The 19,356-nt window shown below is 28.5% G+C and carries 15 protein-coding genes; 1 reads left to right on the top strand and 14 read right to left on the bottom strand.

Features of this window, described 5'->3' with window-relative positions; genetic code table 4:
* The 8 genes from mnmA to ACJA23_RS01215 form a co-directional block, all read right to left on the bottom strand.
* On the bottom strand, positions 1 to 1,116 hold the full coding sequence (gene mnmA / locus ACJA23_RS01250; RefSeq protein ID WP_406614538.1) for a tRNA 2-thiouridine(34) synthase MnmA: 1,116 nt from the start codon (positions 1,114 to 1,116) through the stop codon (positions 1 to 3).
* Between the two features lie 141 nt (positions 1,117 to 1,257).
* Positions 1,258 to 3,738: a hypothetical protein gene (locus tag ACJA23_RS01245; protein WP_406614536.1), complete on the bottom strand. Its 2,481-nt coding sequence runs from the start codon at positions 3,736 to 3,738 to the stop codon at positions 1,258 to 1,260.
* Between the two features lie 2 nt (positions 3,739 to 3,740).
* Complete coding sequence (locus ACJA23_RS01240) at positions 3,741 to 4,016, bottom strand: hypothetical protein (RefSeq protein WP_406614534.1); 276 nt, start codon at positions 4,014 to 4,016, stop codon at positions 3,741 to 3,743.
* Positions 4,017 to 4,024: 8 nt separating this feature from the next.
* Positions 4,025 to 5,068, bottom strand: a complete 1,044-nt coding sequence (locus tag ACJA23_RS01235; RefSeq protein WP_406614533.1) for a carbohydrate ABC transporter permease — start codon at positions 5,066 to 5,068, stop codon at positions 4,025 to 4,027.
* The gene (locus tag ACJA23_RS01230) at positions 5,028 to 6,065 is read right to left on the bottom strand and encodes a carbohydrate ABC transporter permease (protein ID WP_406614531.1); all 1,038 of its coding nucleotides are present in this window, start codon (positions 6,063 to 6,065) and stop codon (positions 5,028 to 5,030) included. Before ACJA23_RS01230 ends, ACJA23_RS01235 begins: the two co-directional genes overlap by 41 nt.
* A complete protein-coding gene (locus ACJA23_RS01225; protein WP_406614529.1) occupies positions 6,052 to 8,130 on the bottom strand; it encodes an ATP-binding cassette domain-containing protein in 2,079 nt (692 codons plus the stop codon). Before ACJA23_RS01225 ends, ACJA23_RS01230 begins: the two co-directional genes overlap by 14 nt.
* Before the next feature lie 44 nt (positions 8,131 to 8,174).
* A complete protein-coding gene (locus tag ACJA23_RS01220) occupies positions 8,175 to 9,536 on the bottom strand; it encodes a thermonuclease family protein (protein WP_406614527.1) in 1,362 nt (453 codons plus the stop codon).
* Positions 9,537 to 9,622: 86 nt separating this feature from the next.
* Positions 9,623 to 11,914, bottom strand: coding sequence for a P68 family surface lipoprotein (locus ACJA23_RS01215; RefSeq protein ID WP_406614525.1), 2,292 nt, complete (start codon positions 11,912 to 11,914; stop codon positions 9,623 to 9,625).
* 325 nt (positions 11,915 to 12,239) lie between these two features.
* Between ACJA23_RS01215 and ACJA23_RS01210 the strand changes: the two genes are divergently transcribed.
* Complete coding sequence (locus ACJA23_RS01210) at positions 12,240 to 13,100, top strand: hypothetical protein (RefSeq protein ID WP_406614523.1); 861 nt, start codon at positions 12,240 to 12,242, stop codon at positions 13,098 to 13,100.
* A 68-nt stretch (positions 13,101 to 13,168) separates the two neighbouring features.
* On the opposite strand, the gene ACJA23_RS01205 is transcribed toward ACJA23_RS01210, so the two are convergent.
* From ACJA23_RS01205 to ACJA23_RS01180, 6 genes are read right to left on the bottom strand one after another with little or no spacing between them, the layout of a single operon-like run.
* Positions 13,169 to 13,987: an aromatic motif membrane protein gene (locus ACJA23_RS01205; RefSeq protein ID WP_406614521.1), complete on the bottom strand. Its 819-nt coding sequence runs from the start codon at positions 13,985 to 13,987 to the stop codon at positions 13,169 to 13,171.
* Positions 13,988 to 14,002: 15 nt separating this feature from the next.
* Complete coding sequence (locus ACJA23_RS01200) at positions 14,003 to 14,917, bottom strand: aromatic motif membrane protein (protein WP_406614519.1); 915 nt, start codon at positions 14,915 to 14,917, stop codon at positions 14,003 to 14,005.
* Positions 14,910 to 15,821 (bottom strand): aromatic motif membrane protein, encoded by a 912-nt coding sequence (locus tag ACJA23_RS01195; protein WP_406614517.1) that lies wholly within the window; start codon positions 15,819 to 15,821, stop codon positions 14,910 to 14,912. Before ACJA23_RS01195 ends, ACJA23_RS01200 begins: the two co-directional genes overlap by 8 nt.
* Entirely contained in the window at positions 15,814 to 16,776 is a 963-nt protein-coding gene (locus tag ACJA23_RS01190) for an aromatic motif membrane protein (RefSeq protein ID WP_406614515.1), read from the bottom strand. The genes ACJA23_RS01195 and ACJA23_RS01190 overlap by 8 nt, the downstream gene beginning before the upstream one ends.
* Positions 16,751 to 17,455: an ABC transporter ATP-binding protein gene (locus ACJA23_RS01185; protein WP_406614513.1), complete on the bottom strand. Its 705-nt coding sequence runs from the start codon at positions 17,453 to 17,455 to the stop codon at positions 16,751 to 16,753. The genes ACJA23_RS01190 and ACJA23_RS01185 overlap by 26 nt, the downstream gene beginning before the upstream one ends.
* The gene (locus ACJA23_RS01180) at positions 17,455 to 19,245 is read right to left on the bottom strand and encodes a hypothetical protein (RefSeq protein WP_406614512.1); all 1,791 of its coding nucleotides are present in this window, start codon (positions 19,243 to 19,245) and stop codon (positions 17,455 to 17,457) included. The genes ACJA23_RS01185 and ACJA23_RS01180 overlap by 1 nt, the downstream gene beginning before the upstream one ends.
* Positions 19,246 to 19,356: the final 111 nt, after the last annotated feature.

Here is a 19,356-nt window from a genome sequence, read left to right as displayed (position 1 = left end):
CTAAATATAATCTAGTTGTTTATCATCATTAAAAACTTGTTCAATAATTGCTCCACCCAGACATTTTTCTCCATCATAAAACACTACTTGCTGTCCAGGAGTTACTGCTTGAGCTTTTTCTGGATAGAAAACTCTGACACAATTATTTTCTAATAGTTCAATAGTTACTTTAATATCAGTTTGTCTATATCTAAATTTAGCTGTTAGATTATTTTTATCATAATCTGTGTTATTAAAGTTTAAATTACTTGCAATTAAGTTGTTTGACTCTAAATAATCCATTCGTGAATTAGGTGCGACATACAAAATGTTGTCTTTAACATTATGACCACAAACATAATAAGCCTGGTCCATTCCACCTAAATTTAAGCCTTTTCTTTGGCCGATTGTGTAATAAAAACAACCAATATGTTTTCCTACTACTTTATTAGTTGTTTTATCTACTATATTTCCAGGTTGAGCTGGAATGTAGTTTTGTAAAAACTGAGTAAAGTTTCTTTCACCAATAAAACAAATACCAGTTGAATCTTTTTTATTAGCTGTAATTAAACCAATTTGTGCAGCTATTTCACGAATTTTGCTTTTAGTGTAGTTAGCTAAAGGCATAATGACATTTTGTAGTTGCTTATGTGTTAGTTGAGCTAAAAAGTAAGTTTGATCTTTGTTTGTATCTTTAGCTCGATATAAGTGTCCATCAATGACATTAGCATAGTGTCCCATTGCAATATAATCAGCACCTAAAGCATTAAAAGCGTAGTTAGCAAAAGCGTTAAATTTAATGTATTTGTTACATAAAATATCCGGATTAGGCGTTCTTCCTTTTTGGTATTCGCTAATAAAGTTTTCAAAAACATTATCTCAGTACTCTTTGACAAAATCAACTCGATGCAGTGGAATATCTAGTTTTTTAGCCACTGCTAAAGCATCTTGATAATCTTGTTCTTGAGGACAAAAACCTTTATCTAACTCTGTATTACCTAATATATCGTTATTGACCATTGAGTCTCAATTACGCATAAATAAACCAACAACATCATAACCTTGTTGTTTTAATAAATATGCAGCAACTGAAGAATCAACTCCACCAGAAATACCAACTACTACTTTTTTTGACATCTATGTTCCTTTATTTACAAGTTTTTCAATATAATTAAAATTTATTTTAATTATATCTTTTTTTAGTTTTTAAATAATATAAAAACTTTGAAAGTCAAATAAAAAATGGTGCAGAGCACCATTTATGTTTTTGGGAATATACTAGTTATTTTTAAGTTGTAAATGACTAGGTAAAGTATCTCAAATTTGTAGAGGTTGATGTGATTGTTTTGGTATGTATTTAGTTGTACCATTTTCTTGTGTTTCTTGCACAAATAATGGAATTAAATCAACATATTTTCTTTGACCATTTTGTTCAAAAGTTAAGACATAGTAGTTGTTTTCGTTTGGTAAGTTAGTATTTGTAACTCTTAAGAAACTAGCTTTTTGAGCACCAAATGAAAATAGTAATTTAGCAAACATTTCATTTAAGGCTGTGGTTGAAGTAGTCGTGTTAGCGATCGCATCAGTAATGATTTGTAAGATAGTTGATTTAGAACTATCACCTAATTCATCTTCTCTACCGATTGCAGCGATAAAGTTTCGATCGTTTCTTAATCTGTTTAATTGTGCTTGTGCTTGTTTAATTTGTTCAGCTGATAATTTTTGGTTATCACCACTTTGACCAGCCCCACCAAACATTGATTCTCTAAGTTGAGTACCTGCTGCAAATGCTTGGTATCTAATTTCGTAAAATCTTTCAAGTGTTCCTTGCACATTAGAGATAGTTCTTTGTTTAGTTTGTAGTTCGGTTTTTAAGTTATTAATTCTAGTTCTTAAAACTCTAGCTTGTGAAGTATTTTTTTGCTCAACGGCTTTTCTTAAATCATCTTCAGTTCTTTTTAGATTATTTGGAATTGTTTGGAAAACATCTTTATCTAAATCTGAATATTGTTTTTGTAAACTAGCGATAGTTGATACATATAATAAATCAGGTCATTTATTAATAAAGGCTTTTGGATCACGAGAAAACTCTAAAGTTAAAGCTTCAACTTGTTCAATTGGCATAACATAGTCAAAATACTGTCTTCCAGCTAAAGTCATTTGTTTTCTCAGTTCAACTCTAGCGTCTCACAGTAGCCCTTTAATTCCTACTCTAGCTTTTTGTTCATCAACTGTTAAATCTAAAGCGTTATCAATCGCAGCTTGTAGAGGAACCGGGTTTGAAATTACACCTTGATTTTTATTTTTGAAAATTAAAGCTTCAAACGCTAAGTTTCTTAAAGTTGTCATAAATGCATCTAAGTTAGAAGTGATTTTATTTGAAGCATCACCAGAAATGAATTCTTCTTTAGTAATTTCTTGTTCAATTGGTGATCAAAAGACTGCAAAGGCTGGTGAAATGTTAGTTAAATCAAATAATGGACTTTGGTTTCATAATAAGTTTAATGGACCAAAACCACTACCAATTCCGTTTTTGCTATCGTAAGTGACACGGTAAGCTAAAATGTCAAATGACTTGTAAATAGCATTAAGCAATTTAGTTGGATCTTGTTTTAAGGTTTCAAAATTAACTTCACTTAAGTTGTAATTTTTTAAGATATTTTCAGTAATAAAGTCATACTGTCTACGAGGAATACCATTAAATGGTAAAGCATTTACATATGAGAAAGTAAATGAATAGTTAGCTTTATCTTCAGTGATAAATTTAGAAACTACTTGGTTATTTTCAGTAGTTAATGAATCTAGAAAGTGTTGGTAAAAAGGTGTATCTAATAATGTATGCTTGATAACTTTTAGAACTTTTTCGTATGTAACAATTTTCTTTGGATTACGTGTATCTAAAAATGATAATTTAGAATATTTAGCCATAATGGCACGAATATTACCAGCTTCTGGATCTTTTTCAGGGTTAAATGCACCTCTGATAATAACATCCATACTGTATTTAGGTTTTTGGTAAAACTCTAAATATTCACGCACTTGGTTAAAGTAAGTAAATTTATTTGGATCGTTGTTAGTGTTGAAAGCTTCAGTTGTTTGAGCTGAGATGTTATTAGATTTTACTAAAAAGTTGTTTGATAAAATGAACTTAAATGCATCATATTTATCAGTTAAAAATGGGTTATTAAGATGAGCTTTTATAAATTGTTCTTTTGAAGAATATTGATTAAAGAAACTATAAAAAGCGTTATTTGAATTAGGTCCAAGTACACTAGGTTGATTGTAGTAATACTTATTCATTAATTTATTAGCTTCAGCTAATTCGTTTCTAGCGTTATCAAAGTGTGGTTGAAAAATGCTTGGAAGAGAAGCAATTGATGGATTTAAGATAATTTGGAAAATACCATTTTGTGTGTCGTAGGTGTATACATCATTAACTGTAATAACTAAATCTTTGTTATCTACGGTAATTGGGTCTTTGATGTTTAAGTTATAAGTATCACGGTTGAAAGTTAGGATATTAGTATCATGTAAAGTTTTTTCAAATTCAACAAGTGAAGGAATGTTTAAGTCTTGGTTGTTTTGTGATAGTGTGATTAAAGGTTTGGTTTTAATAGCATTTTGTTCAATGAAAATTTTGGCATATTTAACTGTTTGGTCATTTTGTTTTAAACATGAAATAGTAGTTAATGTAACTAATGTTAAAGCACTAAATGAACTTAAGATTAGTAATTTTCTTTTATTTAGGTTAAATTTCATAATTAAATAAACATATCTGTATATTTTCAAGATTTAATACCAGCGTAGCCAATAACTCCACCGATAACAAAAATTAAACAACAGAATGCTAATCCTCCGATCATGTATGCTTTTGAGAATGTTCATGTATCAACAATTGCTGTATCTAATGTTACTTTTTCTTTAAGTAACAACAACTCATTAACATGAGCGATATTAATTGATAAAGCAATAATACCAACAAAGGCAAAAATAGCCATTATTAATCAAATAATAATTTTTACTTTGTAATTTTTCATTTTCGCCCCTAACCTTTAATTGCTGAACCTTGTCTACTAATTGCAGCCATAATTCTTTTTCTAAAGAATAAGAAACCACAAAACATAGGCACTAAAACTAAAATACTTGCAGCCATACGCACGTTTTCTAATCTACGAGCTTCAGAATCGTTTACATCTAGTCCAGCATTAAATAATCACACTGAAAGAACTTCGTTTTTTGTTCCATTAATTGTTGAAATAATAGAAGGTCATAAGTAGGCATTTCAAGATGCTAGTGAGGTTAAAATTACAATTGTTAAAGTTGTAGGCATAACCATAGGGAAAGCAATTTTAAATAAGTATTTTGCTCCACCAGCTCCATCGATTAGTGAAACTTCTTTAATTCTTCCTGGAATCATTTCGAACGCATTTTTGTACATAGTAGCGTTAAAGATACTTGCTGTGAATGGGAAAGCAACAGCTAATAAGAATCCAATATATGTAGAAGTTAGCTGCGTTTTAAGCACCACAAAATACTGACCGGATAATAAAGCAACTTCTGGGAGCACAAGTAACGCTAGTGCTAAAAATCATACAAATCCTTTTCCACGTCAGTTTCTAAGTGAAAAGGCATATCCCATTAGGAAAGTTACAAAAATCTTAAATACAACTGAAACAAGCACATTAAGTACAGTTAATAATAAGGCATTTCAATAACCACTTGAAGCTGCACGTTTGAAGGTATTAGCTACAATTTCGCTTCAGTTATTTGTAAAAACAATACCGTGTAAATCTCCATTAGTTCCATTATTTACATAGTAAGTAGATCCAGGACCAAATGAAGGTAGTAATCTAAATGAGTTTTTAATACTTTCAATTTCGTTATCACTCATGAAAGCCATTAAAATCATAAATGCAAATGGGAAGATAATTACTACACCAAAAAAGCATAATAATAGTAATTTTAGTGCACCAGCGGCGACAACAGATGATGGTGAGGTTTCATGGACTTGAGAAGAAACACGTTCTTGATTTTTGTTAATTTTAGATTTAAATATTCATCTTTGTATTTTTAACTTTAATTCAAACATTTCTTTCTCCTAAGTTATTTAAGGTTAATTGTACCATGAAGAATCCACCACGAACGATTGAAGAGAAGGTTACACCAATGATGAATAATGAAACAGATGCAGCTCCAGAAAGAGCAACGTTAGGATTTTCTTTTGTTAATCAATAAACGTACATCATAAGTGACGCACCACCATTGTTAAAAGCATCATCTGGTCTGTTATCAAATAATGCTAGTGGGAACACTTTAAGACCACCAATAATTCCTAAAGTGATCAAGAAGTTGATTGTTCCTTTAATTGAAGGAAGAGTGATTTTGAAAAATTGTTTAACTTCTGAACAACCATCAATTGAGGCTGAACGGTATAAGTTTTTATCTACCCCTAGCATAGCTGTGGTAAAGATTAAGATATTAAAGGCTAATCCGCTTCAAATACCATTTACAATCATAGCCACTAATGCATAGAAAGTATTTGGATCACCACTTCTTAATCAGTTAATATTTGTTCCTAATACTGAGTTAATTAATCCACCAGTACTAAATAGTTGCACAAATGTTAAAGACACAGCAACAACGTTAGTAACATAAGGCATGAAAAACACAGTTTGTCAAAATCCTTTAGCTGATTTACGGTGTAGTTTGGCAATAACTGACGAAATAATTAAAGCAGTCATCATAACAAAAGGTAAAACAAACATACCGTAAATAAATGAGTTTCTAACCCCAAGCGCAAACCGAGGATCGGTAAAAATTGATTGGTAATTTTCGATTGTTAAAGCACCGTTTTGGTCTCTAATTGAGTTAGCAACGTTAAAGACCATAGGTACTACTGTAAAGGTAGTAAGCAGAATAATACCTGGTAGTAATAATAAGAATGGTTTTCAAAATGGAGTTTTATTGTCCAAAATTGAATGAGATAGTGTTGATTTTCTTGAAGCTTGTTTTTTAGCTACAAAACTGTGCAATCAAGGAAATTTAACAGCTAAATATGAGTAAAATGAATTTTTAGATAACTTCATACTCGATTCTTTCCTCTGTTACTTGATCGAAAATATGTAATTTACGAAGTGGTAAGTCAAAATGAATTGTTTCACCTACTTTGTAATCGTAATCATTGTCTAATAGGAAATTAATTCTTCCGGCACCTTCTAAATTAACAACTAATTTACTTTCTTTACCAAAGTTTTCTAACACTTCCACTACACCGTGGAATCTTGCTTCTTCAGCATTTTTTCTAATAATAAAGTCTTCTGAACGCACACCGACATTGATTTCTTTGTGTGAGACACCATCAATTTTAATTCTTCCAACTAATACACCTTTAACAAATAAGTTTTCGTGTTTAATTTCTGAACTTAATAGTGCCATTTCAGGCATACCAATAAAACGAGCTACAAACTGGTTTTTAGGCTTGTTGTATAGTTCAATTGGTGAACCAATTTGTTGTACTTTAGCCATTGACATACATACAACAATGTCTGAAATACTCATTGCTTCCTCTTGGTCGTGGGTAACGAAAACAGTAGTAATTCCAAGAGATTGTTGAATTTGTCTAATTCATTGACGAGTTGAGATACGTAATTTAGCATCTAAGTTTGATAATGGTTCATCCATTAATAAGATTTCAGGTTTTTTAACGATTGCACGTGCAATAGAAACACGTTGTTGCTGTCCACCAGATAAACGAGTTGGTTTTTTCTGTAAAATTGGCACAATTTCAACACGTCTAGCAACTTCCATAACTTCATTATGAATTGCTTGTCTTAGTGAAATATTTAATTTTGAAAGTCTATTTAATTCTTGAGTTTCTTCGTCTGTTAAATTAAGTTGTTTAATGTTTTTAACAGTAGCTAATTGATATTTGTTTGAAAGTTCACTTAAAACTTGTTGGAAATGTTTTTTAGCTACAAATGGTAATCTTTTTGCATCAGCTAAAAGTTCGTTATAATCTTTGTTTTCTTTTAAGGTTTGCTTAAATTCGGCTTTAGCAGCTATGTAATCTTTTTCAGCTTCAGCTAATAAAGTCTTGTATTTTTCACGAATATCATTATTTTTCTTAATATATTCGTATCTTGCTACGTTTTTAATAATTTGTTGTTGAACTTTTACCACTTTAACTCTGTCATTTAGTTTAATGTTAGTAAAATCAACTTCTAACAATCTTGAGTTAGCATTATTTAAGCTTGTAATTCTTTTATCAATTTCTTCTTTATTGTTTTTTAAATCAACAAATTTAAGTAGTGAATTATCAAATTCTAGTAAAGCACGACAATCTTCTAATTTATCAGGACTAATTAAACCATTTTCAATTTGTGATTTATATCTGTTTTTAATCTCTAAAATTTTAGTTTTTGAATCTTGTTTAGCTTGAGATATGAATTTCATTAAGTGTTTTGCTAATAATGAATATTCTGAATTTTCGTGCACTTTAGAAATTTTTAAGTGTGCATGAGCTTTTTCATATTTATCAACTAATTTAGCATACACTTCATTAATTTTGTGATTAAGTTCTTTTGAAATAATTGATCAGTTTTCAAAAGAAGTTTTTAGACTTTCAATTTCTTGTTCTGAAGCACCTAATTTTCTTAAATAAATTAAACGAATATCGTTTTTAGCTTCTTCACGATCCATATAAACTTTTGTTTGTCAGTTTATATCGTTTTTTAGTGGGAATGCAATGTTATCATACACACTCATATGTGGATATAACGCATAGTTTTGGAAAACAAACCCTAACTTTCTTTTTTGTGGTGTAGCATCTGTTACATCTTTTCCTTTAAATAGGACTTTACCAGATGTTACAGTTAATAAACCAGCAATCGCATTAAGTGTTGTTGTTTTACCTGATCCAGATGGTCCAAGTAGTGTAACTAATTTACCATCAGGAATTTTAAATGTTGCATTATCGACAGCTAAAGTTTCACCAAAATCAATATTCAAGTTTTTAAGTTCAATAGCTGGAACTTTATCAACATCGATGTCTTTAAATTCATTTACATACTTAGTAATTTTATTTAAATCATCTTCTGTTACTTTTGCAGCTGATAATTTAATGGCATCAGTAACTTTTTTTAGTAACTTCATATATTCCCTTTCCTTTTGTAATTTATATGAAATATCTAGGGTGCTTATTTTTTACCAAAGGCATAAACTTTTGATTTATCTCAAAAGATTAATCATTTTTGGTTTGGTTTTTTTCTATAAATATCCTTTGCACCTTGTGGGACATTATTTATTCATTTAAAGAAACCTTTACGATTTGTAATTGCTTCGTTAAACGCTTGTGCAATAGATGGATAAACTAATTTAATGTATGAATCATCACCTTCTAAATCTTTTTGAATAAGACCTGGGTCATCACTAAATGAGTATGGATAGGTATATCCAGCTCTTACAATTTCAGTGTTATATGAGTATTGGTAATTATCTCCAAAAAAGATATCAGCTGTAAATCTACCAAAAGCATCTTTAGAATCAGCGAATGCAATTCTAGCTGTTGGATATTTCTTAAATACTGCTTTACCAAATTCAGTTGATAATAAAGCGAATGCATATTCAAATGGAGCAGCTTGGTTTCCGATGAATTTTTCAGGTGTATCAATTCCAGCTAGTCTGATTTTAGGTTGATTAGTACCTGTATCAAAGTGAGTTCTGTACTTTTCAGGTGCATTCATTACTTCAAATTGGAATGTATCACCATCAGAAGTGTTAGTAATTTTAATATCTGCTCATGCTGAACTTAATTTATCTCAATTTATTGTAACCGGCTTAAACACTGAAGTATCGAGGACAAAATGATTTAATTGTCCTTCTAAAACTGGTGAAAATGTGATGTCCTTTTTAAATGTAAATGGTAAGTTTGAACCAAAACCTCTAAGTTCAATATTATACTCATCTCATTTATCTCCATTTTTAACTACTGATTTAATATCGTAATTAAATTGAATTGAATTTGTAACAGTATTTTTTGTTGCAAAGTTTAAATTAGTAACACCAGCTTCTCCGTATTTACCTAAATCTAGTGAAACAGAAACAGGATTTTCACTTGGTGTGAAAACTATATATTCATTATCATTTAATTTAACAGATAATGAATCATTAGCACTCGGATCAGCAACTGTAAAATACATATCACTTGGTGTTAGTTGTTTAGCTTGATCTGCTAATACTTTTGCTTTAGCTTGTAATTTATCAATTGATGGTTGAATCTTTGCAATAAATTCTTTAGTTTTTTCAGTTGATAATGTTGTTGATTGACCATCGTTTGCAAGTGATAACCTTGCGAATGCACCTGAATTGGTTTTTCTAATATTTAATTTGTATCCACTTACTGCGTCTTTTAAATAATTAGGATTTTGTGGATTAAGAGATTCTGTTGTTGATGTATTTTTATCAGTATTTGTGTCAGTACATGAAGCAAATACAATAGGAGTTAAAATCGAAGAACTAAAAAGCATTGTGCTAGTTAATAGTTTTTTATTAAATTTCATGTGCGACTTTTTCCTCTATATATAAAATATAATTTGTGTTTTAAAACACAAATTATACAAAACCAAATAAATTTTATTTGTTTTTATTATCCTCTGTTTTTACCAACTTGAATTTTGTCAATAAAGTCACGGTATGTATATTGTGAACCTGAGTTTGCTGCGTTTTGTAATGATGTAAATGAAGAATTGATTTGATCTCTGAATGGGTTCGCTTGAGTTGTTCCTGGTTCATTGTAAGCTACTCAGTTAGGATCTGTTGCTACTTTTTTGTATAGTTCTAACGCAGTTTTTAATGATTGGTTGTTTTCTCTAAATGGACTAGGTGCAGTTTCGAATCCAGTAACAGGAGTTACATATGACATCGCTTCTTGTAAGAAAATAACAGGTTTTTTGTTGTTTAATTCTGAATATGTCTTATCAGCTGTCATGAATCATTTAACAAACATTCTTGTAGCTTTATCGTCTTTTTCGTTAGCGTGGATACCGATTACTGAAGGACCTTGTGAGAAAATAACATCTTTAGGGTCTGATTCTTCTCATTTTGATGGAGAAGGTAAAATGAATAATTCACTTTCTTGTAAAGTACCTGTGCTATCACGTTTAACTAATTGATATCCGAATGGTTCTAATGCTGCATTTAGAATTTCTTCATTAGATTTTCCTTGTGTTTTAGTTGCTTTAATTAACACAAAATTTTGACCTGAATCACTAGTAATAGCTCCAATATAGTTAGCTGATGCTTTAAGTTCAGTATATGAAGATTTGTTAACATCTAATGTTGAATAAGGAACCTTAATAATATACTCATTTTTATTTTCTGGTTGTCATGCGGCTGCAATTTTCTTATCACTTTCTTCATCAAGTGCTTTATATTCAAATCTATTTAAATCATTTGTGTATGATGACTTGAATATAGGGTTGCTAAAATTATCAACATAAGCAAGAACATTTTCAGGTTTTTGACCACTTAGTTTTTTAGGAATTACACCTCATGTGAATCATGATCTGTTTAAATCAAAATTCATATATGGTTTGTTTGGAACTTCAAATGATGAAATAGATTCACTTCTTGTAAAGTTGTGTGAGTAACCAGCGGTTGAACCGATTGAATATGCAAATTTATGTTGGATTTGATCACCAGAACTAAACGCACCTGGAGGTTGTAATTTAAGGACTCTTTGGGTTACTGACTTACTGATAGCATCATAAATAATTCTTCCTTTTGCATATGCTTCAGAGTTTTCGTTATGAATTGGACGGTAACTTACTTGAATTTTGTTTCCTTCTAAAACATTAACTGATTGAATCATTTTTTGATAATCAGCACCAAGTGACGCGAATAACGCTGATTCGAATAGAGCAACTGGGCTATCAACACCAAATGCTTGAACAGCTTTAGCTGAATCAACTGAATTAACGAACATTTTTTGGATTAATTCAGAAAACGCTAATAAACCTTTTCAAGTTTTAAATACATTTTTACTGAATTCAAAACCTTTAACAACTTCACCAATATTTGGAACTGGGTTTCCTCATTCTTTTTGAACTCCGGTAGCATCACCAGCACCAGCTGCTTTAACTTTTGAAACAAAATCTGTTGTTTCTGTATCAGCTGCAAATTTAACACCGTTATCTTCCAGTGTTTTTAGAACATAAGCTAAAACAGATCCATTAACTGCTAAAACGTTTGTAGACTTAAATGCAGGTAAAATGTTTGTTGTAGGTGCATCAAAATATTGAGTTGTGTAGTTTTCTGCAACGAATGCGTTAGAGAAATGTGAAATATCATAGTTAGCTTGTTTGTCTTCATCATTAAATGATAATAACATATTGTATTCAGCTAAACTTGCAGCTAATGCAGCATAGTTAAATGTTAAGTTAATAAATGAGTTAGCATCTGTATTTTCTAAACTTCTAACTACAGCTTGTGCACCTCCATTGTAACCTGAACCAATGTTTTTAATTTCAAATGGTTTAGCAGCTTCTACACCTGGAATATCGCTTGATTTTTCTTTAACTAATTTGTTGTAAACTTCAATTAATTTTTGTAATGATTTATATTGATTGTTTGTTTCACTAAATGTGACACCAAGAACAAGAGTAGATTTTTCCATTTGATCAAATGGTTTTTTAGCTGAAGTTGGGTTTGTACGATCTGCAGCATTTGCAACACGTTCAGCTTCTGTAATGCTGTTAATGTAACCATCTAATGTAGTTGATGAAACTCTACCTTCTAAGTCATCAGCTCCAGAAGTAATAGTACCCCTTGAACTACTACTATTAGTTGCTTCATCTTTACATGAAATAGCAACTAAAGGAACAGCTGATGTTAGTAAAGCTGCACTTCCTAAAATATATTTCTTAATTTTGAAATTCATAGTGTGATTCTCCATTTATGCTAATTTTCATAGCATAACAATCATTATTTTGGCTAAAAACAATGATTTTAATTATAAAAAGTATGTAAAAAAGTAATAAATTGAATGTAAATTGATAAAAGAAACCTTGAAAGTTTTGATTTCTAAATTAATTATAATACATTATGAGGATTCACACACGATTTTAATCCCTAAATTAGTGTTTTTTAGTACATTTTTAAGACTTAAACAATTTTTTAGCCACCTTAAATAAAAAAGCATTAAAAACTAAAAATAAAGGCAAGATTAAGGTTATTTAATGGTCAATTTGTGTTATAATAATTTAATGCTTATAGGTAAAAAAGTAAGATTGTTAACACTATTTAGTGCAAACATAGTACTTCCAACTGTGTTTATTTCTTGTTCTACAACCCAAAATCTAAATAGTCAGATTGAAGCTTATAAAAAAACAGTTCATGATTTGGAATTGTTAAGTAAAAAAAATCCTAATTTAGTTTATTTATATAACGCAGCAAAACATTACCAGCAGGTTGTGTTAGATAATAAAAAAGAATTAGATGATTATTTAAAAAGAGCAAGTGAATCTGACTTAAGAACTTTTGGAGCTTTTATTGAAGCTCGTATCAAAGCAATCAATCTTACTAAAGAATATATTTTAAAAGATCCTACATATGCTACTAGTGTTGTAGCAGCTGCACGTGATTACTTATTTATCTATGGTTATACAGGTGAAAATTCATCAAGTACAGCAGATGCTCGTGGTTTTATTCAGTTAAAAGATTTTATTGAGCAAAATTTAAAAACTAAAAATGAAACTAATGCTCTAACTAATGAATTTTTAGAAAAAAATAGTAAATCTCCCAACAAAGTACAATTAGTAAAAGAATTAGATAAATTAGTTAATAAATTTTACGATTTTAATGAATTATTCAGCATAAATGTATATAAAGCTTTTTTAATTTCTGGTTTTTATAATTCATATTATTCAGAAATTAACTATGGTAAACAAGTTGAAAATTTAAAAAACGTAATAAGTCAATATCAAAAAATATTAGATTCAATACAACAAGATGATAATTTAAATGAAGAAACGAAGATGTTATATCAAACTTATTTTGAAAATGACATTTATCCTCAGAAACAAATTATGCAATCAATCATTGATAGAATTGGATTTAAAAGTTAAAACAGTGAAGTTCTTAGCTCCACTGTTTTAATTTATCTTTTATAAAGTAAGTTGTGTTGATTGCAAAACTATTCTTGATCATCTGGTGTTAATGTTAGCAATAATTGTGCTATATAACCATAATTTGGGATTATTTGCCGTTCAAAATAGTTGTATTTTTCTTGTGATGGATTTAACATCACTAAATCAAGATTTTTATGGATGAATGATAAATCAATTTTTCCTTTATAGTTTGGAAAATATCTTATATATGGATCGAAAATAACTCTGTTATTTTCGTTTTTTAATACGATAAGCTTGAAAATATGGTTATTTTCGGTTAAAAAGTAGTAATAATCTAAATTATTATTCTGTTCACTAAAGCGAGCATGATCAACTATTTTATTAGATAAATAGCTTGTAATTATAGGAATAGGTATATGTTCATGCGAAATTAAAATTCAGTCTAAATATTGTGGAGAATGTCTAATTTGATCAATAGTTGGAAAACTAAACCAATTATAAAACCCTGGACTAAATAAGTGGAAATTATTGAGGAAAAAATATCAGTTAGTACTAAGTAGTCTCTCAAGACGAACAACATTGGATGGATCTATATTAATAGCTTTGTCATTTTTAACTATAAATTCATATTCTTTAAGAATTTGTTTATTTTTACTTGAATTAGTTTGGTTTGCTAAAAACCGATCTAAATCATCTTTATTTGGATAAACATTAGTTAATAATTCATTCAATATTGTTGCATTTTGATTGCTAAATAATTGTTTTTGAGAACTATCTTTAGTTTGATTATCACTAACTTCAGTTTTTTGTTCTTGTGTACAAGAACTAAAAATTAAGGAGGAAAAAGTTAGTAAATTAAGTCCGAGTTTTAATTTTAATTTCATATTTATAAGTTTAAATTATTCTTTGATATCTACAACTGTATAACGTAGATTATCAGCCCCATAGCGTTCAGCAAATATAACACTATTTGCATTATTTGATCTTAAACCAGCAAATGATACATTATCAATAACATATTTTACGATGCTAAAGTCTCTTAACTTATTGTTTGATTGAATTAATTTAGGATACGAAAATAAGTATCCAATGACGTTAACTTCATTTGGGCTATCTGGTTTTCGATCGGTATCCCGTTTAGCATCTGTTATCACAACTTTAATAATAAAACCAGCTTCAGTTAAAAGAAATATATTTGTAGTATTTTCATCTTTTGAATCTTCATATACGTGAACTGCAAAATCGATAAATTTATTTGATTTAGGTTGATAAAATGCACCTAAAGTTAAGCTGTTTTCAGTACTTTTGATTTCCGTTTCAGCTCGACTACGATCAAATAGCTCAACATGAGGATAACTGACAAATTCAAATTTGTCTAAATTAAATAAAAATCATAATCAATTTTTACCAAATAAATCAGAAACTACATTTCGAGCAGTTTGAAGTGGGTATGGAGGTGAACCAAAAAAGTTTCTCACATCTGAACCAAATGAACTTTGTAAGTTATTTCCGAAGTATAATCAACTTTTTAATTCTTTTATGTATGAAGAATCAATAGCTTTTTGTTGTTTTATATATTCATTTCTAGATTGTTCAGTTTTAAAAGCTAAGCTCAAAATTTTATTAATATGTTTAGTGTTTAAAAAGTTATTTCATTTATTTTCTATTTGTTCTTGCTCTGTAAGTTGATAAAACTCTGATAAATCATTTTTTGAGTCATTTTTAACACTATTAATGCTTGGAGATAATGAAAATAATAATGTAGGAGCAGCAATTAATCCTAAAGCTAAAAGTTTTTTAAGAAATTTAATCAATTCATACCCCTTCTAAATCAGTGTTATTTTCTACATTTGTATTTTCAGTGTTTTGGTCATTTGGATTAGGTAAAACTAACATAACATAAGCTGGTAAACCATGTCTTTGGTTTACCACTAAATCTTTTTCTAATGCATCATAACCTTCTTGGTATTTATGTATAAAACCATTATGGTAAATATAAGAAACAAGACTAAGTGAAACAGTTTTAGCTTTACTTGCTCCAAAATATCAAATTTCAGGCGAAATAAATAACTGAGGATTTTGACTACTTGCTTCTCTAATTACTAGTTTTAGTACTACTTTATTAAGTTGTAGGTATAAAACAGTTGTATCTCTAAGTTCAGCTGATTCTTCACCAATTCTGATATTTTGAATATTGTTATTATTAAATTTAACAGTTTGATAAGCACGACTAGAAGCAATTAATTTCTTATAATTTTCACTATGAACACCATCTTTAGCATCAGGAATTGCAATAAATTCTTCAAATAGACCAACATATTTATTGTAATTATTTAAAAAGTAATACCAGTTTTTGCTATATAACTCAAAAAGTTTATTTTTAACATCAACTAAAATTTGATTTTCTTTTTTAGCTGCTCCAAATTTATTAGATAAATCTTGAATTTCAGCTTCTAATTTTTCAATATAAACTGGGTCAGTTTGTTGATTTACAAATTGAGTACGTTCTACATTTGTTTTATATGTTCGACTTAAAATATTATTAATAATACTTTTAGTTGTTGCTTTATCTGGATCAATATCTTGAAAATCAATACTATGATCTTTATCTATGTACTGATATAAATTTGCTTCTTGGTTTAGTTGAGCACAGCTTATAGCAAAACTTAAAGGTGTAAAAAGCGACATAGATGCTAGTAATTTCAGTCTTTTAGTCATTTTCTACACTCCGTAATGTAAATTTAATAATTGGTAGCTCACTTAGTTCTTTTAAAGCGTTAAATTGATATAAAACATAAGAGTTTTGATCGTAAGGTTTAAAATATTGATTTAATTGGTTATTTTGTTTAATGACCTCTTCACCTTTAGGTTCAAACGCATCTTTATCTTCTTTTAGAAGTTGTTCAATATTTTTTTGTCTTTGTTCCCAAATTTTAGTTTCTAAAGCATTTAGTTTATCTTTTAACCAAGTAATTTCAGTATTTTCGTCTGTATCAAACATAAAAAAGTCTGGAACTAGAAAAATTTGTTTTTTGTTGTCAAATTCATAACTATAAAGTTTCATAAAACCAGTTGGAAAAATTAAATAATGCGCTTGTAAGTTGGTAATTGGATCATTTTGATACCATTTAGGTTCAACTAAAACACTATAAATTTCAGTTAATTTATTTGTATCTAGTTTTAGAAATAATGAACCAATTTTCGTTTTAACTTTATTAAAAACATCTTCTTCAAAATCATCGTTATACTCTTCACCGTAAGGGTTAAAAACAAATACAAAACGATTTAAATAGTTAAGTAATCACAATCAATTTTGTTTTAAAGTAGTATTAACTATATTAACACCATTACTTGTTAAAGTTCTTAAAGAGCTGTTATTAGATCTAATATTTGTATAAAACAAGGGAGCTCATGTTAAAGCTGATTTTAATTCATCAAATTTAGTATAAGTGTCATCTAATTGCTGTTTTAGTAGTGAATTTAATAAAAACTGATCATTATTAGTGTAGTTTTGAATGATTGGATCTAATTTTTCTAACATCACATTTTTTGTTTTTTCTGCTGGTTTTTTTGTAGTTTTTGTTTCAGTTGATTTATTTTGACATGAAACTAATGAAACCAAGGCAATTGAGCTAGCAAAAACTAAACTAATTTTGGTTAATCACTTTTTCATAAAAAATACTTTCTAAATGATCGTATTTAGTTCCTGAATACAAGATTTTACCTTTATCAATTAAAGTTAATGAATCTGTGTATTTATCAATTTCTGATAAAACATGCGAGCTAATAAAAATACTTTTACCTTCATTTTTTAGCTCATTTAGTAAATTGAATAATTCATATCTAGCTCGAGGATCTAAATTTGCAGCTGGTTCATCTAAAATAATAATTTCTGGGTCATGAAGTAATGATTGAATTAATAAAACTTTTTTCTTTTGCCCAGAAGAAAAGTTAGCTGGTTTTTTATTTTTTAAATCTAAAATACCGAATTTTTCAAGGTATTGATTAATTTTTATTTCAGCAACATTTTTTGGTATCTCATTAAGTAAAGCAAATGATTTTAGATAACTAAAAGTAGTCAATTCTTTTGGAAAATTTACATATTCAGGTACATAACCTAAATGTTTTTTAGAATTCGGATTAGTATTTTCAATTCCATTAATTAACACTTTTCCACTAAAACTGTTATATGAACCAATAATACATTTTATAGTTGTAGTTTTACCAGCGCCATTTTCACCAATAAAAGCGTGAAATTCACCTTTTTTAATTTCGAAATTTAAATCAAACACACCAGTTTTTGAAGAATTATAAACTTTGTTTAAGTTACTAATTTGTAAGATATTTTCCATTATTTATAATCCTTTCTTCTATATAAAAATGTGGTTGTTGATGCTAGTGTGCTAGCTAATATTAATCAAATAATTCAATAAACATTTTTATTGACAATTTGGTTAGCTCTAACTAAAGCGTAGATATTATCAGTGGTTTGGAATAAATAGTTATCTGATGCTTGTAATTCGTATCTAATAGCTACTTTGTTATCAATAACTTGTTGTTTAGCAGCAAATGAACTAAAACCACCAATGTTGTAATTAAAGTTATCTAAAAAGATTGTTAACTGACTTGGTGAACGATCTTTTTTTGTTTCATTAAATAAAATTGCACCTAATAATCTTGAATCTTGGTATCTAAAGTAAACATAATACATTAAAGCAACTGTTAAATATAATTTCTTTTCTGTTTCACTTTTTATAATTTTATTTTTGATCGCATTAGGATCTAAAACCGTTACTTTTAAGTCGCTAATATTTGCTAAAACACTGGTTTTATCAGCATTTAAGTCTTTTGATAATTCAGATAAAAAGTTTTGTTTTAGTTCAGCTAAACCTAAACGCTTGTTAGTGATGTATTGAGCGATAAATTTATTAATAAATTGATCAGAAACACGCATAAATTCAGCACTTTCTAATAATTCTTTAGTAAATTTTCAACTTAATTCACCAACAATATTATTTGGTGAAGCGTACACAAATTCATCTTCTGGGAAATTAACATCAAACTTATCAGCTCCTTCACGAGCGTAAATTAATTTTGTATTGATTAAATCTGGATACTCACTATTAATTTTTAATAGTCCTGGAACAATAGTTTGATTGTTGAATTTAACAAAATTAGACAATAAATTTTGAGCATTTTTATCTAATTGATAGTCATATAATTTTGAATCCAAACCATTGTAATATATATAATTGTTCAAATTTGTATCTGTTTTATTTGTTAAACTTGCTAAAACATCCTTGTTTTCAAGGTTAAATACATCTAAAAATTGATAAGGCGTACTAAGTCAAGAATACACTTGTATGCTTTGAGCTGAATTTTTAGATAAATCATAAGCTTTATCTAAAAATTGTTTTTGCTTAACGCTAAATTCCTTATTTTCATATCCGTTTGGTACAATAAAGTACTGATCTTTATTGTTTTTAAAATAAAACTCATTTGTATTTGAAGCTGTTTTGCTTTTGTTAAACTGATACGGTAGATTTAGATAACTAGCAAATTTACTTGCAGTATTTGTTGTATTTGAATTGATTACAGATCCACCAATCATAAGTGGAGCAGCTAAAACTAGTGGTAATGTAATAGCAAGTTTTTGGTTAAATTTTAAAGCAAATAAAGCAGTAATGTTGCCAAAAATTACATAAGTTAAAAGCATAACTCCTAAACTTATCAAACTTAAAACTATTAAACTATTGACTTGTAAAATGGCAAAACTAATTGCATTAGTGATAGTTAAAACTAAACTTCATAACACACCAATTGCAAAAAAAGCAATTTGTTTGGAAAGTAAAATTTTAGTTCTTGAAATTGGTTTTGAAAAAACCAAAATATCGATTCCTTCTTCTTCAAGTTCACGATAAATGTTAATTGATTTTAAGCCACTAAAAACTATAGTTGTACTAATTTGTAAAAAAGCAAATGCATAAATATAAATTAAGCTATCGTTATTAGTCCTAACAAAACTAATGACAGTTGCAGCTATAATACAAATTAATAAAACAAACAGTGGCATAATGTAAGTATTTTTCTTTTTTATTAATAAAGATAATAAAAACTTATTGTAGTTAAGTATTTGTCGCATATTTCCTTTCTAATATATTCCATTACTGTAATATATTATATAGTAAAAATATACATATGCTAATAATTGCATATGTTTTTTAAAATAAAAATTGTGCAAGTACAAACTTAC

The organism is Mycoplasma corogypsi (assembly GCF_045276875.1).
In the GTDB taxonomy this organism is placed as follows: Bacteria; Bacillota_I; Bacilli_A; order Mycoplasmatales; family Metamycoplasmataceae; genus Mycoplasmopsis; species Mycoplasmopsis corogypsi.
Note: the sequence above shows the minus strand (reverse complement) of the source record. Positions and strands in the feature narration are given on the sequence as shown.